Annotated in this window: 21 protein-coding genes; 16 read left to right on the top strand and 5 right to left on the bottom strand. The window is 33.3% G+C overall.

What is annotated here, in order from left to right:
• Window positions 1–83: 83 nt before the first annotated feature.
• Window positions 84–1,625 carry a right-handed parallel beta-helix repeat-containing protein gene (locus tag EPK97_RS08765; RefSeq protein WP_162036236.1) on the bottom strand — a complete coding sequence of 514 codons (1,542 nt, stop codon included), beginning with the start codon at window positions 1,623–1,625 and terminating at the stop codon, window positions 84–86.
• A gap of 255 nt (window positions 1,626–1,880) precedes the next feature.
• Here EPK97_RS08765 and EPK97_RS08760 point away from each other — a divergent pair, with 255 nt between their 5' ends.
• The 10 genes from EPK97_RS08760 to EPK97_RS08715 all read left to right on the top strand — a co-directional run bounded on the left by EPK97_RS08760 (window position 1,881) and on the right by EPK97_RS08715 (window position 15,210).
• Complete coding sequence (locus EPK97_RS08760) at window positions 1,881–3,275, top strand: flippase (protein WP_162036235.1); 1,395 nt, start codon at window positions 1,881–1,883, stop codon at window positions 3,273–3,275.
• Between the two features lie 129 nt (window positions 3,276–3,404).
• Window positions 3,405–4,745 carry a SidA/IucD/PvdA family monooxygenase gene (locus EPK97_RS08755; protein ID WP_162036234.1) on the top strand — a complete coding sequence of 447 codons (1,341 nt, stop codon included), beginning with the start codon at window positions 3,405–3,407 and terminating at the stop codon, window positions 4,743–4,745.
• Between the two features lie 18 nt (window positions 4,746–4,763).
• Window positions 4,764–6,794, top strand: a complete 2,031-nt coding sequence (locus EPK97_RS08750) for a class I tRNA ligase family protein (RefSeq protein WP_162036233.1) — start codon at window positions 4,764–4,766, stop codon at window positions 6,792–6,794.
• A 3-nt stretch (window positions 6,795–6,797) separates the two neighbouring features.
• Window positions 6,798–7,865, top strand: a complete 1,068-nt coding sequence (locus EPK97_RS08745; protein WP_162036232.1) for an NAD(P)/FAD-dependent oxidoreductase — start codon at window positions 6,798–6,800, stop codon at window positions 7,863–7,865.
• 242 nt (window positions 7,866–8,107) lie between these two features.
• Window positions 8,108–8,989, top strand: a complete 882-nt coding sequence (galU, locus tag EPK97_RS08740; protein WP_162036231.1) for a UTP--glucose-1-phosphate uridylyltransferase GalU — start codon at window positions 8,108–8,110, stop codon at window positions 8,987–8,989.
• A 33-nt stretch (window positions 8,990–9,022) separates the two neighbouring features.
• Window positions 9,023–9,640, top strand: coding sequence for a hypothetical protein (locus tag EPK97_RS08735; protein WP_162036230.1), 618 nt, complete (start codon window positions 9,023–9,025; stop codon window positions 9,638–9,640).
• 52 nt (window positions 9,641–9,692) lie between these two features.
• Complete coding sequence (locus EPK97_RS08730) at window positions 9,693–10,427, top strand: YveK family protein (protein ID WP_162036229.1); 735 nt, start codon at window positions 9,693–9,695, stop codon at window positions 10,425–10,427.
• The gene (locus tag EPK97_RS08725) at window positions 10,402–11,109 is read left to right on the top strand and encodes a CpsD/CapB family tyrosine-protein kinase (RefSeq protein ID WP_162036381.1); all 708 of its coding nucleotides are present in this window, start codon (window positions 10,402–10,404) and stop codon (window positions 11,107–11,109) included. Before EPK97_RS08730 ends, EPK97_RS08725 begins: the two co-directional genes overlap by 26 nt.
• A 142-nt stretch (window positions 11,110–11,251) precedes the next feature.
• Window positions 11,252–12,136 (top strand): YihY/virulence factor BrkB family protein, encoded by an 885-nt coding sequence (locus EPK97_RS08720; RefSeq protein WP_162036228.1) that lies wholly within the window; start codon window positions 11,252–11,254, stop codon window positions 12,134–12,136.
• A gap of 92 nt (window positions 12,137–12,228) precedes the next feature.
• Window positions 12,229–15,210: an S-layer homology domain-containing protein gene (locus tag EPK97_RS08715; RefSeq protein ID WP_162036227.1), complete on the top strand. Its 2,982-nt coding sequence runs from the start codon at window positions 12,229–12,231 to the stop codon at window positions 15,208–15,210.
• A 116-nt stretch (window positions 15,211–15,326) separates the two neighbouring features.
• Here EPK97_RS08715 and ilvA read toward each other — a convergent pair whose 3' ends face one another.
• Complete coding sequence (gene ilvA, locus EPK97_RS08710) at window positions 15,327–16,574, bottom strand: threonine ammonia-lyase IlvA (RefSeq protein ID WP_162036226.1); 1,248 nt, start codon at window positions 16,572–16,574, stop codon at window positions 15,327–15,329.
• A gap of 135 nt (window positions 16,575–16,709) precedes the next feature.
• Window positions 16,710–17,639 carry a PD-(D/E)XK nuclease family protein gene (locus EPK97_RS08705; protein WP_162036225.1) on the bottom strand — a complete coding sequence of 310 codons (930 nt, stop codon included), beginning with the start codon at window positions 17,637–17,639 and terminating at the stop codon, window positions 16,710–16,712.
• Between the two features lie 253 nt (window positions 17,640–17,892).
• On the opposite strand from EPK97_RS08705, the gene EPK97_RS08700 reads away from it, so the two are divergent.
• The 4 genes from EPK97_RS08700 to EPK97_RS08685 all read left to right on the top strand — a co-directional run bounded on the left by EPK97_RS08700 (window position 17,893) and on the right by EPK97_RS08685 (window position 19,741).
• Window positions 17,893–18,333, top strand: coding sequence for a YtoQ family protein (locus EPK97_RS08700; RefSeq protein WP_162036224.1), 441 nt, complete (start codon window positions 17,893–17,895; stop codon window positions 18,331–18,333).
• A 155-nt stretch (window positions 18,334–18,488) separates the two neighbouring features.
• Complete coding sequence (locus EPK97_RS08695; RefSeq protein ID WP_162036223.1) at window positions 18,489–18,722, top strand: hypothetical protein; 234 nt, start codon at window positions 18,489–18,491, stop codon at window positions 18,720–18,722.
• A gap of 24 nt (window positions 18,723–18,746) precedes the next feature.
• Window positions 18,747–19,052 carry a hypothetical protein gene (locus EPK97_RS08690; protein WP_162036222.1) on the top strand — a complete coding sequence of 102 codons (306 nt, stop codon included), beginning with the start codon at window positions 18,747–18,749 and terminating at the stop codon, window positions 19,050–19,052.
• Window positions 19,049–19,741 carry a DUF421 domain-containing protein gene (locus EPK97_RS08685; protein ID WP_162036221.1) on the top strand — a complete coding sequence of 231 codons (693 nt, stop codon included), beginning with the start codon at window positions 19,049–19,051 and terminating at the stop codon, window positions 19,739–19,741. The genes EPK97_RS08690 and EPK97_RS08685 overlap by 4 nt, the downstream gene beginning before the upstream one ends.
• Window positions 19,742–20,260: 519 nt before the next feature.
• Here the strand turns inward: EPK97_RS08685 and EPK97_RS08680 are convergent.
• Entirely contained in the window at window positions 20,261–21,625 is a 1,365-nt protein-coding gene (locus EPK97_RS08680; protein WP_162036220.1) for an MATE family efflux transporter, read from the bottom strand.
• Window positions 21,626–21,715: 90 nt separating this feature from the next.
• Here EPK97_RS08680 and EPK97_RS08675 point away from each other — a divergent pair, with 90 nt between their 5' ends.
• Both EPK97_RS08675 and EPK97_RS08670 read left to right on the top strand, forming a co-directional pair.
• Window positions 21,716–22,627, top strand: coding sequence for a hypothetical protein (locus EPK97_RS08675; protein WP_162036219.1), 912 nt, complete (start codon window positions 21,716–21,718; stop codon window positions 22,625–22,627).
• A 191-nt stretch (window positions 22,628–22,818) separates the two neighbouring features.
• Window positions 22,819–23,646 (top strand): lipoate--protein ligase family protein, encoded by an 828-nt coding sequence (locus EPK97_RS08670; protein ID WP_162036218.1) that lies wholly within the window; start codon window positions 22,819–22,821, stop codon window positions 23,644–23,646.
• 139 nt (window positions 23,647–23,785) lie between these two features.
• On the opposite strand, the gene EPK97_RS08665 is transcribed toward EPK97_RS08670, so the two are convergent.
• Window positions 23,786–24,559: an isocitrate lyase/PEP mutase family protein gene (locus EPK97_RS08665; RefSeq protein ID WP_162036217.1), complete on the bottom strand. Its 774-nt coding sequence runs from the start codon at window positions 24,557–24,559 to the stop codon at window positions 23,786–23,788.

The following is a 24,559-nucleotide window of genomic DNA, read 5'->3' as shown; positions in this document are numbered from 1 at the left end:
ATTATGATAGAAATGTAACCTTTATTACATATCATCAAAATATTATAAGTTAGACATTGGGGAGGTTCATTAAAGCAGTGAAATTATAATGGACTAGTAATGAGTTGCCCAGCATTATCAACATTCAATCTATATCTTGATCCATTTGGTGATTTGAGGACAAATGCAGTTTCTCCTAAATCATGTTCACTTGGCATAGGAAAAGTACTCATATCGTATTCACCCTCAACAACTTTTACACCCCCGATATAAAATGAACCTGAACCCTCTCTAGAACGGATACGTAATGGACCTGTCGGGTTGCTTCCAGTTGTAAATTGAAAGGCTAAAAATCGCATATAGGGACTTGGGTAAATATCTTGATCTGCTATTCTTGTACCATCTGGATCCTGTAGATAAACTTTAATTTCATTTTTTACAAAAATACCAATTGTATAGGTAGTGTTCGCTTTGAAAGTTGTAGTGTTATTGATCCCTTGGTAGGTTGATGTCATTGTAATTTTCTGAACAAATTCACCAATCGATTCAGTATCTGATACAATAAGTTCGGCTAGCCCTACTCCTTTGTCAATATCAGGGATCCAATTTTCAGCAATGCCTGAATAGCTACCTTCTTCATTAAAAAATCCATATCCATCTAGGATATCCTGGTCAGGTTTACGATCTCTTAGAAAATATACCTTGGATAAATCTTCAATGACCATAGGTACAGATTCTATTGCTCCGATGACAATATCTTCACAGTCCTCAGTAACCCAAAGAGCGACATTGCCATATTTATCCCAACCATAAGATCCCAATGTCCCTCCTGCTTGCCTACCAGTTAATCCGCTGAGTTGTACGTTTCTTGAATTTTTAATCATTAAACCAATGTCAATATTTTTAAGAGAATCTTGACCACCAATGTGAACTCCATTTGTATTTTCAATTAAAATGTGATAGATATGCCCTTCTGATGGGTTACTATTGTTTCCTTCTCCTTCAAAATAATTGCCTGCAAGATTTACGCCTGCATTACCTACATATACGCCACAATACTCATTCGTTTCAAGTGTACAGCCGTTTACAAAAGATTCTCTAGCGGCTACGATACCTGTATTACTATTGGCAAGAGCCCAGCAATTGAGCACATTTGTCGTCTGTGAATTCGTACCGGCATGGAATCCATTTTCTCCATTTTGATTAGACATACATGCAATAAATAAACCTTTCCATGAATTTTCATGATAGAATCCATGTCTTCCACATGTATCTGTAATAATATTTTGAAGGACCCATTGATGTACATCCACCATATGAATACCATCTCTTGGAGCGAATTGAACACGGAAATCAGACCAAGTAAAATTATCAGTACGTGACCCATTTGATAAATAAATTAAATCTTCATTCCCTGTATTTGTAGTTTCCTTCCAAATCAATTTAGAATATTCTTTTCCATCTCCAACAAGATTGATTGAATCCTCAACTAACAATGTTTGATAAATAGAATAATTCCCTTTTGGCATGTAAACCGATTTCACATCACCGTTGACTGCAGCATCAAAAGCGGATTGTATTGCATTTGTAGAATCGTTATTTCCAGAAGGATCAGCGCCATAATCTAATATGTTAATCACATTCATCTTAAATCACCTTTTTTCTTGATTTTATATATCTTATGCAGCTGATCTTGTGATGGATTGGAGAAATTCTTATTTTATAAATTTTATAAGTAAATATTGTTTAAATAGAAATAATAAATATTTATCGTAGATGTTTGAGTATAGATTACGAAAAGGGGATTCAATGGGAATAGAAGATTGATATAAACATAGTATGTAATAGTAGTGGTCTATTTGAACCATTATAAATATAAATAGATATGATAAAGGAGAATAATGAAAACTTTTCGTGTTATGTTACAAGCAAAATTGAATGGTTATATGAAGGATAAGGATTATAGAGAACTCCTTAAAGGTTCTGGAATTACATTTTTACTTCGTTTTTTATCTTTTGTATTGTTATATGTACTAAATTTTATGATTGCTAAAATATATGGAGCGGATGCACTTGGTATCTATACCTTGTCCTTCACATTACTTTCTATTGCACTGACTTTAGTTTTAATTGGTACGGATACCTCCGTTGTCAGATTTATTAGTGAATATAGAAGTCAGAATGCTTTGAAGGAAGCAAATAAAATATTTATTAAAATTATTAAACTACTATTGCCACTCTCATGTATATTTAGTGTTGGATTTTATTTTTTAGCAGAGCCAATTGCTATTAAGGTATTTAAAGAACAATTGTTAATTACTCCTATTAAAATTATATCTATTGTGTTACCTTTTATGGTCATTGCAAGAATATACGCGAAAGCCTTCAGAGCGGTTAAATCTATCACAAAGTCTATTTACTACGAAATTATTGGTATACGACTGGGGACTATACTTATATTGTTACTTTTTATACTTTTTTTTGAGAAAAACATATTGCATATCATATATGCTCTTTCGATAGCGATTATCATAGCAGCTTTAATGGGTATGTTCTCATGGAATGGAGATTATCAATCATTTGAAATAAATAAAAAAAGAGGGGGACCTGATGAAATAAAGGTAAAAAGTATGAAAGAAATACTTATCATCTCTCTCCCCATGTATTTAACATCTTCTATGGTACTTATTTTAAATTGGACAGATACAGTAATGCTAGGAATTTTCTATAACACAGAGGTCGTTGGAATTTACAGTATTGTACTTAAACTATCCCTTCTCATTAGTTTTTCTCTTTCCTCCATTAATATGATTATTTTACCTAAATTTTCAGAATTGTACTGGGGAGGACGTAAACAAGATTTAATAAAAGTTTTTCGATTTTCAGCTATGCTTACTTTTTGGTTATCAATTCCTATATTGGTAATAACTATACTTCTTTCACCAATTCTTTTATCAGTTTTTGGAGAAAATTATATTGTAGGTACAATTCCCCTCACTATTTTATGTATTGGTCAATGTATAAATTGTTGTACTGGAAGTGTAATGCAGTTACTTAATATGACAGGACATGAAAAACAAGCTAAAAATGCAATCATGGTTTCCGCAGGTGTGAATTTAGTATGCAATGCGCTCTTAATTCCACTATTTGGGATGATTGGTGCGGCTATTGCTACCTCATTTAGTATCATCATTAGGGAATTGATTGCAACTATGTATGCATATCGAATTTTTAAGTTTAGAACATGGTACATTCCATTTAAAACTTTAAAATTAAGTGAGGATTATTCTGAATGAATGATCAATATATACGATAATACAACTTAATAAACTTTAGTATAGATGTTAATAGAGAATGTTAGAATAATCAATCGGTCTACGGCATAGGATGTATAAATATTTTACATATGCTGAGGAGGATATTTGGTGATAGAGGATAAAAAAGAACTTTATGAGAATAGTGAAATTTATGATGTTGTAGGGATAGGATTTGGTCCTTCAAATCTGGCCCTAGCAATAGCAATAGAAGAATCTGAAAAGAAACTTTCAAGTTTGTTTTTTGAATCCCAAAAATGTTTTGCATGGCATGGAGACATGTTGATGGAAAACATGCAACTTCAAGTCTCATTTCTTAAAGATTTAGTGACATTAAGAAACCCGCAAAGTTATTATTCTTTTTTAAATTATTTAAAAGTTAAAAATCGACTTAACGATTTTATTAATTTAAGAGATTTTTATCCTACTAGAATAGAGTACAACGATTATTTTTGCTGGGCAGCTGAGCAATTTTCTAATCAAGTAAGGTATCAAACAAAAGTTGTATCTTTAGAACCATACGTTCAAGATGATGAATATTCCATAAAGTATACCAAAGTAGTTGTAGAAAATATGGAGGATGGTTCTATTAACGAAGTATTAGCTAAAAATGTGATCGTTGCCACAGGTGGAGTACCAAATACGCCAGCTCATATCAATTTAGATTCAAAACATATCATTCACACGAAACAATTTTTACATAAGTTAAAGAATAATTATCCGGATCAAAACCAACCCTATGAATTTGTTGTGGTGGGTTCAGGTCAAAGCGCTGCAGAAATCTTTAATTATCTGATTGATCATTATAAAAATGCAAAGATTAAATCAGTCATGAAACAATTTGCGTTTAAACAATCGGATGATAGTCCATTTGTAAATGAGATCTTTCATAATGAGATCACAGATTTTGTATACAATTTGCCGACGGATCAAAGAAATTCTTTCATTAAAAATTATCAAGATACGAATTATTCAGTGGTAGATGTGGATCTAATTAAAGAAATTTATAAAAAAGTATATATTCAAAAGGTCGCTGATCAACACAGATTTAAAATATTGCCGTTTATGGAACTTAAAACATTGGTTGAAACAGAACAAGGTGTAAGAGGTCGGTTTTTAAATAGAGAAGGTGGATATGAGGAATTGAAAGCAGACGCATATTTTTTAGCTACAGGTTATAAAAGAAAAATTCCATCAATACTTAACAATATTTTTACTTATTTAGAAAAAGATGAAACAGGAAACTTAAAAGTTGAGAGGAGTCACAGAGTGTTATCAAAGGATCGTTTCTCTCCATCCATTTATGTTCAAGGGTTTAATGAAAAAACGCACGGTTTAAGCGATACACTATTGTCAATCATCCCATTTAGAGTAGAGGATATTTTAGAAGATATTATACATAGAATGGGAGAAAAAGATACACATGAAGATTATATGTTAGCACAAAAATAAGGATGGAGGTTAGTTAAAGTGTTAGTGAAAAAGTTAGAACATAAAGAATTGTCTAATGTATCTGAGACTTATTATAAAAGACTATCTCCTTGGGAAAATGTGCAAGAACCTCCATTTGGTTCAATTTTGGGAATGGTAAAGCCAGGGAATTCCACAGACCCACATAATCATCATGAAGGTGAAATATTCGTTATTATCCAAGGAGATGGAATTATTACTGTGGATGAAGATGAACAGAAGGTGGAGAGTGGAGATGTAATTTATTTACCTGCATTTAAAGTTCATACTTTAAAAAATGGTTCAGATGATCATGATTTAGTTTTTCTAGGTATATGGTGGGAAGATATAAAACTATTAGAGGAAGAGTTTCTATTAAAACAAAAACAAGAAACAAAGCAAATTTTAATCTTCGCTTCTCCACCTACTCCTAATGGAGATTTACATCTGGGCCATATATCAGGTCCTTATACAGGTGCAGATATTTTAAATCGTTTTTTAAAATTAAAAAATATGGAAAGTCACTATATTACCTATATGGATGATTACCAAAGTTATGTATCTTTAAAAGCAAAGCAACTAGGGAAATCTACCATAGATACTTCTAATTATTTTGCAGATATCATAGAAGATACTTTTTTATTAAATGATATAAAAGTGGAAAATTGTTTACGTCCAAATCATTCAGAAGATTATATTAAATTCATTCAAAACTTTTTTATAAAACTGTATGAAAATGGAAAGTTGATAGAAAAGGAAGTCCCATCTTTATATTGTGATTGTTGTGATCTGTATTTACACGAAGCAAATGTTCGAGGTCAGTGTCCACACTGCTTAGAAAGCAGTGATGGAAACGCATGTGAACAATGCGGTCAGCCAAATGATTGTACGGATTTGATTAAACCTGCTTGCAAACATTGCGATCACAGGCCTTCCATTAAAAATTCAAAACATATTTATTTCCCTCTTAACTTATACGAAAAACAATTAAGAAATTACGTCAAAGGCGTTTCCATGAGGTCTCACCATCGAGCACTTTGTGAAAAAATGCTAGAGCAAGGATTACCTGATATTCGAATTACTCACACATCTGACTGGGGTATTCCAGTCCCCCTTGAACATTATCAAGGGCAAAGTTTATACGTGTGGTTTGAAATGTGTCCAGGTTATATAGCAGCTACAGATGATTTTGTAAGCAAAGATGAGAAGGATAGCGATTGGAGAAAATATTGGAAAAATAATAATGCTGAAGTGGTTCAATTTTTTGGATTTGATAACAGTTATTTTCATGCTCTTCTTTTTCCAGCTTTGTATATGGCATTTGATAAAGAAATAAAATTACCTACTGCTTTTGTAACCAACGAATTTCTAAGATTAGATGATTTGAAATTTTCAACTAGTAGGGGACATGCGATATGGGGGCAAGACTTATTGAAGAAAGTACCTTCTGATGTCCTAAGGTTTTATTTATCGTATATACGAGCAGAGACAGTCCAAGAAAATTTTTCATTAATTGAATTTGAACAAACAGTGGATTATGAATTGAATCAGTGTTGGCAGGGGTGGATTTCTAAATTAATTCATAAAATAAATGTGAATTTTGAAGGGGTGACACCACATACTGGAGGCTGGCAGAATCGACATCGTATTTTCTATGAAATGTTAAAAAACACAGTTAAAGAAGTTTCGATATCATACGAACCAGAAGTATTCTCGCTTCAACAAGTGACACGAAAGTGTTCTGAATTAGTACGTAGAGCATCTGCATTTGGAGAATCTGAAACCTATTATAAAGGAATATCTTCACAATATGATGATTTTAGAACAAGTATAGCGCTAGAGTTAACGGCTGCTAAAACGTTAGCTATATTAATAGCGCCTATAATGCCTCGATTTTCAGAATATTTATGGGAAAGTCTTGGCATAAATGAACAGATGCAGTGGGAAGATGTACCGAGGTTAATATTAGGAGATTTAGTAGTAAGAAAAGATGACTTTATCTATTTTACCCCAATAAAAGAACAGTTAGCACAATATGAGTTGAGTAAATAAAGTATGAAAAAACATATCGTTGTGATCGGTGGGGGAGTAGTAGGCGCATCCATATTATATCAGTTAGCTAAAAATGGGTATTCTAATTCAATTTTATTAGAAAAAGATCAATTTGCAAGTGGGTCAACCTTTAAATCTGGTGGGTTTATAAGGATATATCATACTGACTCTTACCTAACTGATTTAGCTAGAGATAGCTTTCAAACATTTTTAAATTTTGAAGAAACATATGGTTGCTCCTGTGGATATGTGAAAACAGGTTTATTAAACTTAATTCCTGACTTATGGACTGAGAAGGCAAATAACGTAGTAGAGCAATTAAAAAAATGGGGTTGTAATATTGAGATAGTGTCCAATCAAGAAGGCAAAAATAGATTCCCATCTATAAAATGGGGGGGTGTTGGTGCAGCAGTATATGAACCAGATGGGGGTTATGCTGATCCATTGTTAACAACAAGGGTTTGGATCGATAAGGCTAGATCCTTAGGAGTGTTGGCTTTAGAAGGTGTTGAAGTCAATAAGATTATGGTTGATAACAATAGGGTAATGGGTGTAGATACTTCAGTAGGATTTATTCACGCGGATATTGTGATATTAGCAACAGGTGCTTGGAGTGATAAGTTTATAAAACAACTTGGGTTACATTATAGTGTCCGAAGTAAACATATTCAAATTCAATATTTTAAAAGGCCTGAATCTGCTTCAATTCCACCAGCTTTTATTGACAATATAACTGACCTATATAGTAAACCAGAACAAAATGAACTTCAATTAATTGGTTATCCAACTAATGAGTGGGACATTAACCCTGACGAATCAAAAGCAATTCTATTTGATGAAGCAAAAAAAGTAAAAAAAATGGCTAAAGAACGTTTTGATTGGATTGATCAGTCAAGATTTTCTGGAGGCAGATTAAGTTTTGATGGATATACGCCAAATGAGCGAGGGATAATAAAAGAAATTTCAAATGTGAATGGTCTTATATTAGCTACTGGTTGGAGTGGCACTGGGTTTAAATTGTCGCCTGCAATAGGGAAAAGAACTATACAAATCATAAAAGCATTTAAATAAACATTAAATTTAACGCATAAAATGAATGGTCTTCTAAATTGAATAGAGGGTCATTTTTTGTTGCAACTAATGATTTATTCGAATTGTTAATAAGAATACTTATTTTAAAAATCTTTTTAGACTCTAGTAATGATTACAATATATCTATTACTATTACTATTACTAATAATTAATTGGAATATTCTTATAGATAAGAACATAAAATTTTATATCTATTAAATTCATATAAGGAAAGAGAGCATATGAAAAAAACTGTAAAAAAAGCAATAATTCCTGCAGCAGGTTTAGGGACGAGATTTTTACCAGCTACAAAAGCGATGCCTAAAGAAATGCTGCCTATTGTTGATAAACCAACGATCCAATATATTGTTGAAGAAGCTGTTGCTTCTGGTATTGAAGATATTATTATTGTTACAGGTAAAGGCAAACGTGCGATTGAAGATCACTTTGATAATGCATTTGAATTGGAACAGAATCTTTTAAAAAGAGGGAAGCTAGATTTACTAGAAAAAGTTCAGTTTTCCTCCAATATTGCAAATATTCATTACATTAGACAAAAAGAACCTAAAGGATTAGGTCATGCGGTTTGGAGTGCAAGAAAATTTATAGAAGATGAGCCTTTTGCTGTTTTATTAGGAGATGACATCGTACAAGCCGACACTCCTTGTTTACGTCAATTAATGAATGAGCATGAAAAAACACAGGCTTCCATAATTGGAGTGCAGCAGGTACATGAAGATGAGACGGAGCGTTATGGAATTATCGATCCAATCACACAAAATGGTCGGCTTTATCAGGTGAGAAATTTTGTTGAGAAACCTGAATCAGGTACTGCGCCTTCTAGGTTAGCAATTATGGGTAGATATATTCTTACTCCTCAAATTTTTATGTTCTTAGATGAACAACAGATTGGAACAGGTGGAGAAATACAACTTACAGATGCAATACAAAAATTAAACGAAATACAGCGTGTATTTGCATATGATTTTGATGGGAAACGTTACGATGTAGGAGATCAGTTAGGATTTATTCAAACTACATTGGAGTTTGCTCTCCAAGATGAATCGTTGAGTTCTTCACTCCTTGCTTTTATGGATCGCTTAATTGTTAATAAAAGAGTTTGAACTATTCCTTGTAAAAGGCTGTTGATGTTGATAATGAAGAAGTATTTAAGATTCTTACTTACATTTTCTATGCTGCAAATAGATAAGTTAGCTGAGTTATTCAGTCACTTACAACCTAAATATAATATTGAAAATATAAACAATATAGACGAGTTTACCAATGTCATCATAGATAATCCTAATCGTTCAACTATTGATTACCTTAAACTTAATAAAAATAATGGTGCGATTCAGTTTAGTGTTGATACTAAAACGATGAGAGGTATAGCAAATTTCAACTATATATATTTTCTTATGATTCGAGATCACATAATCCATGACAGCTTAGAAGATAACTTTTTCCTCTGCTTTTATGACGTAAATGAAAGAAGATTTAAAACTTGGTTATCAACAGATGGCAATAGTAACAACATTATTTTAAAAACAAAACGATTTAAAGCAAAGCGTAATAGAGAAGTTATTTTGAAATGGGAAGAGAATGACTCTTTTTGCATCTACTTTAATAAAAAACTTGTTGAGAAGGTTGCGATCGGTGAATTTACGATGAATCCAATGAGAATTTGTATAGGTGAAAATATGGAGAAAACCTTTCCCTCACGTTACAGCAAATACAAATTGCATAACTTAGCTATATCAGGACATAAAAAATAATCTTGATAAATAAAATTTGATTTTTATTAAGAATATATCCTTGGAGGAAATAATGGAAGAAGAGATCGATTTTAAGCAAATACTTCAAATCATTATAAAAAAAATATGGATTCTCATCATTATTACTTTAATAGCTATCCTTATTAGTGGGTTGATTAGTTATTATGTTTTAACTCCTACGTATCATTCATCTACACAATTACTAGTTGCGCCTACTAATTCTGAACTTCAGCCATTTAATTCTAATGACATTCGATTTAGTTTAGAGTTAATTAATACTTACAGTGTAATCATTAAAAGTCCTTTTATATTGGAACAAGTAATAGATGAATTAGGGATAAATTACTCAGTCGCATATTTAAATGATTTAATTACTGTACAAACAGCAAGTCAGTCACAAGTATTTACAATTGAAGTAGTGAATGAAGACAGTGAAATGGCAGCAAAGATTACAAATACAATTGCACAAGTCTTTAAAGAGAATATAGTCGGATTAATGAATGTAAACAATGTAACGATATTGGCTGAAGCAAAGGCTTCAAGTGTCCCTATAAAACCGAATCCAACACTAATTATTGCTCTTTCTGTTGTTGCATCTGTTTTAGTGTCTCTTGTACTTATATTTATAATAGAGTTTTTTGATAACTCGGTTAAAACAGAACAGGACATAGATGATTTGGGATTATCTGTATTAGGTACAATCAATAAAATAAAAAAAATAAAAGTGAAGGAAACAACGCAGAATAATGAAATTGGAAATGATGGGGGGGTTACACTTGAGACTTGAAAAGAGAATGGATAAGAGTAGGTTGCGCAGTATGGTGACGTATTTCAAGCCTAAGACTATTGTATCTGAACAATATCGATCTATTCGGACGAATATTCAATTTAGTTCTGGTAAACAGTCCAATCGATCCATTGTTGTTACATCTTCTATTCCCGGTGATGGCAAATCTACAACCGTTGCAAATTTATCAATATCTTTTGCCCAACAAGGAAAACGTGTGTTAATTGTTGATGCGGATCTTCGTAAACCAACTTTACATCATATTTTTAGAATTTCTCAAGTAAATGGACTAACTAATTATTTAGCTGGATTTTATCCTTCAATAGATGAAATCGTTTATGATACCGGAGTAGATAATTTATCTATTGTAACGTGTGGTCCAATACCAGGTAATCCTGCTGAATTACTTGGTTCACAACATATGAAGGATTTTATGGATGAAGCACTGCAAAAATTTGATATGGTATTGGTTGATACATCTCCAGTGTTAGCAGTTACGGATGCACAAATTGTTTCTAATTTATGTGATGGTGTTGTTCTTGTTATACGGAGTGGAAAAACTGATAAAAAACAGGTGAAAAAAGCTAAGGAATTACTGGAACAAACAAATGCAACTGTTTTAGGAGCTGTATTAAACCAGAAAAAAGCGTCTAAAAAACAAAATTTTTATTATGTGAATTAAATATGAGCTACCGAAGAATAGTTAAAAAATCCTAAAATTCCACATACTAACATATAGCTTTACATTTTGAATACACAATCATCAATTTTTTAAATAGAACTGATTTCTATATCAACTTCAATCATATCCGGAGTGAACACACATGAAAATCAAACCATTCTTCAACGAAATGATATGCAGAATTCAAGACGATGAAGTTAATGCCATCGCTGCGCAGTTAACTTATTATCAGATTTTATCGTTTTTTCCTTTCCTCATCTTTCTCATCACATTACTTTCATACACGACTATTACAAGTGAGGATGTACTACAGGAGATTAAAGAACTTCTACCTGAGAACACAGATCAGATGATTTTAAACCTGATTACGGAGACGGTATCGAGTCGTAGTGAAACACTCTTATCTCTAGGAGTAATTGCAACAATATGGACAGCCTCTAGAGGGGTCATGGCAATTATTCGTGGAATTAATAAGGCCTATGATGAAGCGGAAAACCGTCACTATGTAGTCGTCAGAGGCATTTCCATTTTATATACGCTGTATCTGGCTTTGGTACTGTTACTTTTATTTATTATGCTTGTTTTTGGAGAAGTGATAGGTAAACGTGTGTTTAGTTTTTTTGAGCTGCCACTATATTTTGGAACAGTGTGGGATTGGATGAAATATTTGATTCCGCTCATTGTCATTTTCTTTGTTTTTGTTTTTTTGTATCATAGTGCACCAAATCGAAAATTAAAATATAGAGAGGTTCTGCCCGGAACCATTTTTACAACTGTTGGTTTAATTATAGTCTCACTTTTATTTTCCATTTACGTAAATAATTTTGGTAATTTTTCTAAAACGTACGGAAGTATTGGGGGAGTCATTGCTTTACTCATCTGGATGTATCTTATTAATATTACAATCATCCTTGGTGGCGAGATCAATGCGGCTTTAACAAATTTACGCGAAGGAAGAAGGAGAGAGCACTGCAAGCATTTTGGGTATTATTTGATTCTGCCTTTTAAGCAAAAAAAGGAGAAATAAAGGCATCTTGGTATTATATACATGTTAATTTAAATGTGATTATAGTAAAATATGTACTGAATGTCCAATATTAATAAGGTGGAGTTGACAGCATGAGAAACAGCAACAGGTACATATTAGTGCCATTATTATCTTTTTTACTTATTTTTTCTTCGGTGGTTCCTTTGGTTAATGTGCAGGCTCAAGGGGAGATTATTGAAGAAGTTGTGGGTGAATCTCTAAATCAAGAAGTCTTTGAAAATGAAATAGAAGCCCTTAACACTTATATTTTAGGAAATATTACGTTTTATTTACCAGATGGGTTTGAATCTTATATCTTATTTAATAGAGGTACGATATATAGAGCAAATGAGTCTGGAGCTGATTGGGAATGGTTTTCGACGTTAGAACAGCTTGAGGATATTAATATAGAATCAAATGAAAGTTATTTTTTAGAAATGGCTTTTACTATAAGAAATGCGGCTCATGAAAATATCATTTTTTTATATCAAGCTAACTTAACAGGGCAGGAGATCATTGATTTAGATGAGATTAATATAGATGAATCAGAAGTGACTGAACTTCAAATTGAATCTAATGATGATTTTATTAATCATAGATTGACAGTCATTCCGGATAGTATTTTTACATTTAATATTAATGAATTTCAATTTAATGAATCTGGGGTTACATTATGGTTGCCTACAGATATGTCGGAAGTACATTTGAAATATATCGCTAAAAAAGAGATAGATGAGAATAAGCTTCAGAGAATTCATCTTTCTAAAAAAATTAACTTGAATGAGTTTCAATCTCCAATTAATTTTGATAATGAACTAGGAGAAGCAGTTAAAGTATCTTTTCTTAAAAATGGCCAGCCATTAGAGATAAGCTCTCTGTTAATAGAAGACTATTTAGCATCAAGTTATACTTACTTTGAGGAAAATACAATCTTAATGACACCTGATAGTGTTAAGTTTGAAATATATGTAGGAGAGGGAGACTATGAGTGGATATGGGTTCAAAAGATCGATGTAATGGAAGATACTGACTTATATTTAACTGATTCAGTTGATTTAGATGTATCATTTGGATATTTTCCTGAAGAAGTTAGGTTTGAACATCAATTAATGAGTGGAGAATTTAACCTTCAAAATGTAATTTTTAGTAATAATGGTGAGTCTGAGTCTGCTATCTCATATAATATAGAAATAAAAAATGTAAACAAAGAAATTGTATTTATGGGTCCAGCTGAAACTAGATATGAATTTCTTTATTCTAACTTAACACCAGGAAATTATGAATACAATGTAACGATAAATCTTCCTAATCAAGAGCCAATACAAAAGTCAGAGTGGTTTGAAATTGATACTTGGGGGACATCAAGTCCTCCTACGAACCTGGAAGTTATAGCATCAGAAGGAGAAGTAGAACTAACTTGGGAATCTAATTTAAACAGTAATGCACCTACTGGTCATGTGGTAAAACGTTCAGAATCAAAGGGTGGACCATTTATAGATATTGCTGAAATGGATAAGAGTGAAATGATAATAAATGCTGAAGGTAATATTGGGACTACTCATTTTATAGATTCCGATGTTATAGATGGTATAACCTATTACTATATAGTTACGGCATTAAACGATGTTGGCGAGGGTATACCTTCAAATGAAGTGTCAGTTACATTAAAAGATAAAGAAGATGATGGAGACGATGGAAACTCAGGTGGCACAACTCCTCCGAGTGGAGGTAATAGTGGTGGAAACTCAGACGGTGGAACTCCAAGTGGAGGTACCGGTAGCACTTCTCCAAGTGGAGGAACCCCACCACCTCAAGTTGATGAAGAAGAACTCGAGTCAACCGAACAACAAGAAGAATCAAACGAACCTAAAAGTGTAGAAGTTGATGTAAATGATGTGAAAACAGAAGATCAATCTGACGGCACAATCAAAACAATAGTTGAAGTAGATGATAAAACCATAACCAAAGCATTAAAAAAAGCAGAAGAAGTAGATCAACTTATTATAGATTTATCAACAGTTGAAACAGATACAGTAGACATTCAGTTGAGCTCTGAAAGTATTAATGCAGTAACAGATAACAATGATGAAACCGTAATCGAAATTGTGACAGATGAAGTTGCTTATCGACTTCCTGTAGAAGAAATAGATCTTGATGATACGGCTAAGAAATTAGGAGTATCTTCAGACGAATTAGAAATATCTATTCAAATCAATAAATTGAAAGATACTAATTTAACTGAAGAGCAAAATGAATTAGATTTAGCATCAGATGTATATGATTTTCATATTGAAGTCAGTTCAGGAGATGAAACTATAGAAGTAGAACACTTTGGTCAATATGTAGAACGTGTGATTATTGGTGAGAAGAGATTTGATCCTAATCGTTCCATTGCAGTTCGTCTAAATGAAGATGGAACCTTCTCGCCGATTCCAACGATATTTGATGGAAATGAAGCGATTATTAAAAGCAATTCCAATAGTATGTATGTGATTGTAGAAAATAAGGTAACCTTTGAAGACAGCGAGGGCTGGTATCAAACAACCATCGAAAAATTAGCAAGTAAATATATTGTGAATGGGGTTAGTGAAACTAAGTTTGCACCAAATGAGGTAACCACACGTGCACAATTAGCAGCGATGTTGGTTAGAAGCTTAGATTTGAAATCTAACAAAAACTACTCAAGTATCTTTACAGATGTAGAAGGAACGGAATGGTTTGTAAACGAGCTGAATGCAGCTGTAGAAGCTGGAATTATTAAAGGTTACAATGATAATACCTTTAAACCAAGTGATTTGATTACACGTGAACAAGCAGCAACTATGATTTATCGAGCTATGGAATTAGTACGCTTTGATGAGTCGAAGTTAAATCAAAGTTTGATTGCAAAAAATAAGTTTTCGGATTATGCAGAAATAAGTGACTGGGCAAAAGAAGAATTAGAAGTAATGACACAGACAGGCATTATTGGTGGTAAAACGGAGAATACGATTGCACCATCAGCTAATGCAACTAGAGCTGAAGTAGCTGTAATGATTGCGCGTTTCTTACAGTTTGTAGATTTTATGGATTAATTAATCTCTAGTAGTAAAAACCGTCCTTTGCAGTATCATTGCGGGGACGGTTTGAAAAAATAGCTATTCACAAAAATGAATTTGTAATAGCTATTTTTTGTATTTAAAGTTTACAATTATATCAACAAATTAAACAACTTCTCATCCTTATTAATTTCAATATATTTAAAATCTCTTTCTGATAGACGTTGAATGAGTGCATCATAATCTTCACGATGTTTTAACTCAATACCTACGAGTGCGGGTCCATTTTCTCGGTTATTTTTTTTCGTATATTCAAATTGAATAATATCATCATCTTTACCTAACACATCATCTAGGAATTCTCTTAATGCACCAGACCTTTGTGGAAAGTTAATAATAAAGTAATGTCTTAACCCTTCATATATAAGGGAACGTTCTTTAATATCCTGCATGCGATCAATATCGTTATTCCCACCACTAATAACACATACGACATTTTTTCCTTTGATTTCGTCTTTATACAGATCTAATGCTGTAATCGGTAATGCTCCAGCAGGTTCAATGACAATCGCATTATTATTATACATCTGTAAAATGGTAGTACATGCTTTCCCTTCTGGGATGAGTACAATATCGTCTACAAGCTGTTTACAAAGTTCAAATGTAATCTTTCCAACTTTTTGAACCGCAGCACCGTCAACAAATTTGTCAATCTTCTCAAGGGTGACGATTTGATCTTGTTCAATTGATTGTTTCATTGCAGGTGCGCCTTCAGGTTCAACCCCAATGATTTTCGTGTCGGGACTAACACTTTTAATATAACTACCTGTTCCTGCAGCTAATCCACCACCACCTATAGTGACAAATACATGATCAATATTTTCGGAAGTTTGATTCATAATTTCCATTCCGATCGTTCCTTGTCCGATAACAGTAAGGGGATCATCAAAAGGGTGGATAAAGGCCATTTCTTTTTCATTACTATATTGTATCGCTGTCGTGTAGGCATCATCATAAGTATCACCTGTCATAATGACCTCTACATACTCTTTTCCAAATAATTTTACTTGAGAGATTTTCTGCTTTGGCGTAGTGGAAGGCATAAATATTTTCCCTTGGATACCTAATCGGTTACAGGAATATGCAACTCCTTGCGCATGATTTCCAGCACTGGCACATACAACACCTCGTTCACGAACCTCTTTAGATAAACTTTGTATCGCAAGATAGGCCCCTCTAATTTTAAAAGAACGAACGACTTGTAAATCCTCCCGTTTTAAATAAACATTACAGTCATACATCTGAGATAACAGTTCATTATATTGTAGTGGGGTAGTTGTGATGACGGGATTAAGCACCCGACTAGCATGAATAATGTCTTGGATCTGAATGCTTTGCATGGTTTCCTCCTTGTATATTTAAAAATTATGCAAAAGATAAGTTCTGTATTTTTAATGAAAGAAACCGCAGGTGTTGTATTTGCCTACGGTTTACTACAACAGTTCATTTAAATTTAATCATTGACACCTAGTACATTAGTTAGCTATTTCATCACAACTTTCTCTAAAGTTGCAGCCCCAACAATTTCGTTTACTAGGGTTTGTTGCAAATCGTGAGATAGGTAGAGGTTTATTTATTTCAGGATCCTCTAAACATTTTTTCATTTGATCCATACTCTCTACAATGTCAACCTTAAGTTGATTAAGCCCAGTTTCATCGATTGTAATCTTTGCACTTTTTCCAGATAATAAGTATTCTAACCTAATTTCCATCTGTTCAAAAGGTACATTATATTTATCATGTAGAAATAAGGCATATAACAAAAGTTGATTTTTGTTTTCCTCAGATTCGTTTCCAGTTTTCCAATCGGCGATGATCCAACGGTTTCGTTTTTTAAATAAAAAATCTAATTTAACATAAATTTTCTGTCCGTTGATGAGAAAGGTGTTTAGTTCCTCGATTTCTATTATTTTCATATCTTGATCTTGTAAAATATCTTGTATCGTTTCACTTTCAAAAAAGTTCGTTATACATAGTTTTAGGCGCTCTTTAATTTGTTCTACTCGTTTTGGCGGTAGTTTATCTCCGTAGTATAACTCATGTAACATTTTTAGTTTTTTCGGTGCCATCTTCCATCTTGTGATGTCTAGTGAATCTTTATAAGCTTGATTCAAGTGAAATCGAACATCTTCAGTGATTTCTTTATGCTCAGGCATGGATTTTTCAAGTTGCCACTGTTTTAAAGAAGCCTCTGCCATCAGATGAACACCATCACCTAACATCATATAAAGGTTTGTAATTTGTTTTAAACGATACACAGTGCGCTGACCTTCAGACGCATCTCTTAACCAACCGTTATGTGAACCATAATAATGGTAGTAATATTTTCTTTGGCAATCCTTAAAAATTTGATCGCGTGATTGTGACCATGACCATTCTGGATATGGACGAATTTCAAAAGCCATGATGATTGCTCCTTTCATGATCTTCCATGCATATTTCGACAAATAGTTGTTAAATCCTTTATTCTAGTGAAGAGTTCATAACTTGTATAAAGGCTTATTGAACCTCGTAAAAAGGTTTGAAATTTAACTTATGATATACTTAGTTTGGATCACTTGGCAAGTGAAATTTTCAAAAACTAATTTTGGTTGAATATCCTCACAGAGTGAAAACTACCTATTATAGAATAGATTATTTTAAAGGAGTGAATTTATGATGGAACTTATCGTTTATTTAGCAGGTCAAATTCATGATGATTGGAGAGAAAATATTAGAGGGAAAATTAAAGAAAAGAAACTTTCCATACAAACCGTTGGACCACAGGAAAAACATGATCGATCTGATGAAATAGGAGAATTGATCAAAGGAACACAACCGAATGCGATTTATCGAGATGAAGCGGCTTCTCAAATGAACAACCTCAGGACTACTGTATTAATGAACAAAGCAGATGTAGTTATAGCATTATTTGGTCCTAAATATAAACAGTGGAACACTGCAATGGATGCTGCCACAGCGATTCAAATGGGCAAACCGGTTATTCTAGTTCGTCCTGAAGAATTCCATCATGCGTTAAAAGAATTATCTAATAAATCCCAAGTAGTTGTGGAAACGTTAGATCAAGCTGTGGAAGCATTGGCGTACATATTGGAATAAACTAGATTAATGAAGATTGAATAGTGGGATTAGAAATAATTTTGTAGCTCTTGATATATGATCAAGAGCTTTTTTGTGTCTAATATTTTTGTTATAAGACTAATAAGAATTCCCAAAAAGGGAAATCATAAGGGTGTAAAAAGGAGGGAAAAAACATGAATGGTATGTACAGTACTTACATCAATATTGGGTTGGTCCTTATTGTGATCATCGGTATTGGTTCGTTAATTTATACATTTAGATTAGCTCAGGAACAAAGAACTGAAGATCAAAATGGAACATCTACTAAACATCCAGTTATTTTAAATCCAGTTCTTCTTAGTTATGTAATTATTACACTTTTAATGCTAGTTGGTGCTTATTTCTTTTACATTTATGTACTTAAATAAAACTTGAGGGGAGTTATCTTAATTATGGAAAGGCAAAAATATTACGTTTCAGTGCAGGCAGGCACCATACTAGAAGAACAAACGGCGGCTTCCTATGAGTTTGAAATATATGCATCAAATAAAGAACTTACAGAGCTTGAAGAACTATTTAATTTTAGAGAAGATGCAGAGCACACTACTTTTATAAGGTCTTTTATACCAGCGATGGCATATCATAATGATCAAGAAAATGATGACTATGATGAAGTATTAGCTGGTATTTATAAAAAAGTTCATGCATTAGGAACAGAGGAAACTAAAAGACAGATTGAAAGAATGAGGATTCTATGAATTTTGTAGATATTAGTGTGGAGTTATTCATTGGATTTATCCTCCTTTTTTTAATGACAAAAGTTTTAGGAAAAACCTCAATAAATCAAGTTACCCCATTTGAATTCATATCAGCCTTAGTGTTGGGTGAACTTGTAGGGAATGCAATATATGATGAGGACATTGGTTTTGGTTATATTTTATTTGCAGTTTTTGTTTGGGGTTTATTAATGTACATAGCGGAAATGTTAGAAATAAAATTTTTAAAACTTCGCGGTTTCCTAGAAGGCAACCCTTCCATTGTAATCCATAATGGTATTATTGATCGAAATGAGCTAAGAAAAAATAAAATGAGCATCAACCAGTTACAAACATTATTACGTCAAAAAGATACTTTTTCAGTACATGAAGTAGAATTTGCTTTGTTAGAATCAAACGGTACACTTTCAGTTCTTAAGAAATCATTATATTCAACTACTACACAGCAAGATTTAGACATGCATCCACGCCCAACTTATCTGGCAGTAACTTTTATTATTGATGGGGAAGTGTTGTTAGATAATTTAACAGCGAGTGGTTTTGATGAAACTTGGTTGCAAAATGAATTGGTGAAAATAAACATCAAAAGAGTTGAGGATATATTTTATGCAGAGTGGCAGCAGGACGAAGGTCTATTTGTTTTGCCTATGAAACAATCCACTGCGAAATGACTTACATCTCTTCTCAATTGCCCCAGTATAGTAAGCCACTAATACTTCAAAGAAAAAACTAACAAGTATGTTCTCCACTTGAAACTACCGAACAATGGAAGTGCTGCTCATGTGAGTGACTTTTGCGGGGCGCGCACGTGGAGCGAATATGAGTGCTACCATTTTGTTCACCTCTTTCCCATCTCCCAGTATAGTAAGCGACTAATACTTCAAAGAAAAAACTAACAAGTATGTTCTCCACTTGAAACTACCGAACAATGGAAGTGCTCATGTGAGTGACTTTTGTGGGGTACGCAAGTGGAGCGAATATGAGTGCTACCATTTTGTTCACCTCTTTCCCATCTCCCAGTATAGTAAGCCACTAATACTTCAAAGAAAAAACTAACAAGTATGTTCTCCACTTGAAACTACCGAACAATGGAAGTGCTCATGTGAGTGACTTTTGCGGGGTACGCAAGTGGAGCGAATATGAGTACTTCCATTGTGTTCATCTTTTTCCCGGTTCAACTTTTTAGTGGCTTACGATACCACACTTTTCGACTTTTTCTCCTCAAAAATGTCAACCTCTTTCCATTTTCCAAAAAAGTAATAAAGAATCGCAAGCACACAACTCACAACAAAACTTATCCCAATTCCAATACTGATACCTATTTCTCCCCATATCGAAGAAAACACTAACGCAAGCGGATAACGTAAAACCCAAAATGAAATAATGTTCAATATCAGTACTTGCATCATAGCACCTGACGAACGTGCAACACCATTTAACACAAAATTAATCCCGATAAATGGATAAAAGAATGCAATGGTTTTTAAATAAGTAGTACCAAAATTCACTGTATCCGCATCATCTACAAACAATCGAACCAGAAACTCTGCACTTAAAAAAACAAATAAACTGATCAATAATGTTAAAGAAATGATTATATAAGAACCCTTTTTTGCTATTTCGCTGACTCGATCCCATCGATCTGCTCCAATATTTTGTCCAGCCATACTATTTACAACAGAGCCTAATGTAAATGCAGGGAGTAAAATAATGTTTTCGATCCTTTGAGCAGCACCAAACCCTGCTATGACATCTTTTCCAAATGAGTTGACAACACTTAACACAACAACTAAACCGCTTGAAATAGCAATCATCTGAAGTCCACCAGGAATTCCTAATTTCAGAACAGTTTTCACATCTTGTTTTTCTGGAAACTTCGGTATAGTAAATGGAACATTGGCTTTGAAAATGGAGTACCATAATCCATATAAAAAAGCGATCGCTTGTGAGATGACAGTAGCATATGCGGCCCCTTCCATTCCTAATCCAAACCCAGAAATAAATAATGGATCAAGAAAAGTGTTCAATATAACGGCTAATAAAATAAATCGAATAGGTGTTTTGCTGTCTCCTAACGCTCTTAAAATGGTACCTATAAAATTGTATCCAAACAAAAATATAATGCCTAAAAAATTGATTTGCAGGTAAGATTTAGCCAAAGGTAAAATCTCCTCTGGTGTTCCTAACCACTTGAGTAATATATTTGAAAAGAAAAATCCGATTATACCAAATAAAATAGATAAAATACCCAAAATTATAACGAATGCATTAAGTGACTTCCTTAGTCCTTTTTCGTCATTTTTACCTTTTTGCTGAGATAAAATAGTTAAAGTTGAGCTATTGATCCCGATCATAAATGAAAGAATGGCAAAAAAGATGGGTGCAGATATAGTGAGTGCTCCAAGTGCTTCGGCCCCAAGTAAGTTTCCTACCCAAAGGCTGTCAATTAATTGATAGGATGATTGCAATATGTTCCCCAATAAAACAGGCGTGGCAAATAAAATCATCTTTTTTTGTATGCTTCCATTTGTAAAGTCGAATTTTTGCTGACTCATTTATTTCTCCAATCCATACATTTTTTTTAGAGTTATGACACAACCTATCCATATACTATAACAAATCTTATGAGGAATGGAGTAATGGATATGAAAAGAATTAGCTCTATTTTATTAGCGATTGTACTGTTTTTTGGTGTCATGAGCATAAGCTCTGCTCAAATATTAGATTCTGAAACAATGGTAAATCCACCTGAAAATAATGATCGCGGTGAAAAAGTAAAAGAAGAAAAAGTTGAGCCTGAAAAGAAAGAAGAAGTGAAACCTGAGGAAAAAGTAAAAGAAAAGAAGAAAGATCAAAAAGGTAAGGGAAATGTAAAACCTGAAGAAATGAAGAAAGACAAAAAGGGTAAGGGAAATGTAAAACCTGAAGAAATGAAGAAAGACAAAAAAGGCAAAGGAAATGTAAAGCCTGAGGAAATGAAGAAAGAAAAGAAAGACAAAGGAAACATAAAACCTGAGGAAAATGTCAAAGAAGAAAAGAAAGACAACATAAAGCCTGAGGAAGATATCAAAGAAGAAAAGAAGGGTAAAGGAAACATAAAGCCTGAAGAAATTAAGGAAGAGAAGAAATATAAGAAAGACATGAAACAAAGTGAAATGAACATGGAAAAAAGCACACCTTCCATGATGAATGAGCATAAAGAGATTATTTATAAGCTCAATGATTTAAGAAAAAAGAGCCATGAATTACACATGCAAATCAATGAAAAAAAAGGCGAAATCATTGATTTATGCTTAAAGGGTGATCATGAAAAAGAAGCTATAAAAAAAGCAAAAAAACATTGGAAAAAGGCAAAAGGCATACATGATCAAGTGCTTGAGATTCATCAAGAACTAATGGATGTAAAGAAAGAATTAATTAAAGCAAATCAAGATCATGATATGGAGAAAGTAAAGGAACACTTAGAGCATACATTGGCTTTAATGACTGAGTTGAATGAAAAACTAACTGAAAAAGTTACACATTTAGATAAAATGATTGAAGCAATGACATCTTAATATTGAAAAAAGAGGGAGATAATTATCTGCCTCTTTTTTTTATATAAGAGAGTATATTTTTCCAATTTTAACTTCATATTGGCAAAGGGTCTCTATGACCTTTAATGTTCTTCACTTTTGAAGGTTGTTTTTGTGTATAATAAAGTGAATATTTTATTACACGATAAGTTCACTTTATAAAGGAGATCGTAATGAGTACATCATTTCGTTGGCCGAACAATATATTATTAGTTAATCATACTAACAACGTCTTAACGCAAAACATTTTATATCCATTTGCCTTTGATGAAGTAGCTTGTAGAAAAGTAGGATTTGGACAAACTCCTATGATTCATATGTGGAGGCATATGAAAGCTTTTGTATTAGGAATGCGTGATTGGAAACTTCCAAAAGCAAAAGAAGGCGTTGCATGGTTGCAACAGCAAGGATATGATGTGATGGTTCGACATTCTGGAGGAGCAGCAGTTCCTGTGGATAAAGGGGTTATCAATATTTCCATTATTTTACCAAAGCCAATTGGTGAAATAAATATTCATCATGACTTTGAAATCATGTATCAATTTATAAAAAATACATTGGGTGGTTTTTCCCGGGAAATAAATAAAGGAGAAGTTATTGGCTCTTATTGTCCTGGAGATTACGATTTAAGTATCAATGGATTTAAGTTTTGCGGAATTGCGCAAAGACGGCAAACGAAATCTTTTATTGTTCATGCATTTGTCGTTGTAGAAGGCAGTGGCTCTGATCGTGCTGCTCTTGTGCGTGATTTTTATAAAATTGCGGTTGGTAATAGTGATGAATTTATAGAGCATCCTCAAGTGGAACCAACTAGCACAGCTAGTTTATCTGAATTGACGAATTTAAATTCTGTTGATCATTTTGTTGATCAAATGAAGAAGTATATTTCAACTGAGGCCAACATATTTGAACAGAAATTTGAATCGAACAATATCGAAATAGATAATGATGAGATTCTGGATATGATGGAACGGATCAAGTCAAGATATCGAGAAGAATAGTTATCTTTTTATCCTAATCCAAGTTAGTGCTTCAATAGGCTATTTTAGAGCTATATAATATGAAAAGGGCGCTTTTCTTATTAAGAAATGCACCCATGAATTGACAAGTATAGTCTTAATTCAATGTAAATATGTTAACTCAACTCATTGAAAGAGCTTTACGTCCAGTTTCTTTTAAGGTATTCAGTATTTCAGCATAGGGTCCAGGTCCATGACTAATACGTGCAACTCCCAATTCTGCAAGCTTTTTTGCCGGAGGTGTATCAGGCAGTACCATGATGTTGACAGGTATGGGTGAAAGTTCACACAATTTACCGATATATTTAGCATTCCTAAGCCCTGGAGCAAAAAATCCGCTTGCCCCGAATTCTGCATAGGCAGAGGCACGGAGTATTGCTTCTTCCAAATGCTTGTTATTATGATTAACAGGTTCGATATTAAGAAAAATATCAGCCCGGGCATTGATGAAAATGGGAATTGATGCACGTTCAGCTGCATCTCGGACTGCTTTAATACGATTGCATTGTTCTTCAATCGAATATAGTCCTTTGCCACCAACAATCTGGTCTTCAAAGTTTATTCCTACTGCCCCGGCTTCAATAACTTTTGTAACATTTTCTTGGATTTTGGTCAGGTTTTGACTATAACCTCCCTCTAAATCAATAGTCACCGGAAGATCAACACTAGCAATAATTCGTTTTAGGTTTGCAAGAACTAAATCAAATGGTAATTTTTCTCCATCTGCGTATCCATGTGCAGCAGCCACTGACCAGCTTCCTGTAGCGATTACCCTTGAACCTACACTTTGTATCGCTTGAGCACTTCCAGCATCCCAAATGTTAAATAAAATCAGGGGATCACCCTTAATATGGAGATGATTTAGTAAATTCGCCTTATCTAATTGAGTAATCAT

Source organism: Chengkuizengella sediminis (assembly GCF_010078385.1).
GTDB lineage: Bacteria > Bacillota > Bacilli > Paenibacillales > KCTC-33759 > Chengkuizengella > Chengkuizengella sediminis.
Note: the sequence above shows the minus strand (reverse complement) of the source record. Positions and strands in the feature narration are given on the sequence as shown.

Bases quoted from the DNA above. Each gene is read 5' to 3' on its own strand.
- EPK97_RS08665 (WP_162036217.1), bottom strand. From the start codon at position 24,559: ATGATTACTCAATTAGATAAGGCGAATTTACTAAATCATCTCCATATT.
- EPK97_RS08700 (WP_162036224.1), top strand. From the start codon at position 17,893: ATGGAACTTATCGTTTATTTAGCAGGTCAAATTCATGATGATTGGAGA.
- EPK97_RS08695 (WP_162036223.1), top strand. From the start codon at position 18,489: ATGAATGGTATGTACAGTACTTACATCAATATTGGGTTGGTCCTTATT.
- EPK97_RS08680 (WP_162036220.1), bottom strand. From the start codon at position 21,625: ATGAGTCAGCAAAAATTCGACTTTACAAATGGAAGCATACAAAAAAAG.
- EPK97_RS08720 (WP_162036228.1), top strand. From the start codon at position 11,252: ATGAAAATCAAACCATTCTTCAACGAAATGATATGCAGAATTCAAGAC.
- EPK97_RS08745 (WP_162036232.1), top strand. From the start codon at position 6,798: ATGAAAAAACATATCGTTGTGATCGGTGGGGGAGTAGTAGGCGCATCC.
- EPK97_RS08730 (WP_162036229.1), top strand. From the start codon at position 9,693: ATGGAAGAAGAGATCGATTTTAAGCAAATACTTCAAATCATTATAAAA.
- EPK97_RS08670 (WP_162036218.1), top strand. From the start codon at position 22,819: ATGAGTACATCATTTCGTTGGCCGAACAATATATTATTAGTTAATCAT.
- EPK97_RS08735 (WP_162036230.1), top strand. From the start codon at position 9,023: ATGAAGAAGTATTTAAGATTCTTACTTACATTTTCTATGCTGCAAATA.
- EPK97_RS08685 (WP_162036221.1), top strand. From the start codon at position 19,049: ATGAATTTTGTAGATATTAGTGTGGAGTTATTCATTGGATTTATCCTC.
- EPK97_RS08705 (WP_162036225.1), bottom strand. From the start codon at position 17,639: ATGGCTTTTGAAATTCGTCCATATCCAGAATGGTCATGGTCACAATCA.
- EPK97_RS08760 (WP_162036235.1), top strand. From the start codon at position 1,881: ATGAAAACTTTTCGTGTTATGTTACAAGCAAAATTGAATGGTTATATG.
- EPK97_RS08715 (WP_162036227.1), top strand. From the start codon at position 12,229: ATGAGAAACAGCAACAGGTACATATTAGTGCCATTATTATCTTTTTTA.
- EPK97_RS08690 (WP_162036222.1), top strand. From the start codon at position 18,747: ATGGAAAGGCAAAAATATTACGTTTCAGTGCAGGCAGGCACCATACTA.
- EPK97_RS08765 (WP_162036236.1), bottom strand. From the start codon at position 1,625: ATGAATGTGATTAACATATTAGATTATGGCGCTGATCCTTCTGGAAAT.
- ilvA (WP_162036226.1), bottom strand. From the start codon at position 16,574: ATGCAAAGCATTCAGATCCAAGACATTATTCATGCTAGTCGGGTGCTT.
- EPK97_RS08725 (WP_162036381.1), top strand. From the start codon at position 10,402: ATGGGGGGGTTACACTTGAGACTTGAAAAGAGAATGGATAAGAGTAGG.
- EPK97_RS08675 (WP_162036219.1), top strand. From the start codon at position 21,716: ATGAAAAGAATTAGCTCTATTTTATTAGCGATTGTACTGTTTTTTGGT.
- galU (WP_162036231.1), top strand. From the start codon at position 8,108: ATGAAAAAAACTGTAAAAAAAGCAATAATTCCTGCAGCAGGTTTAGGG.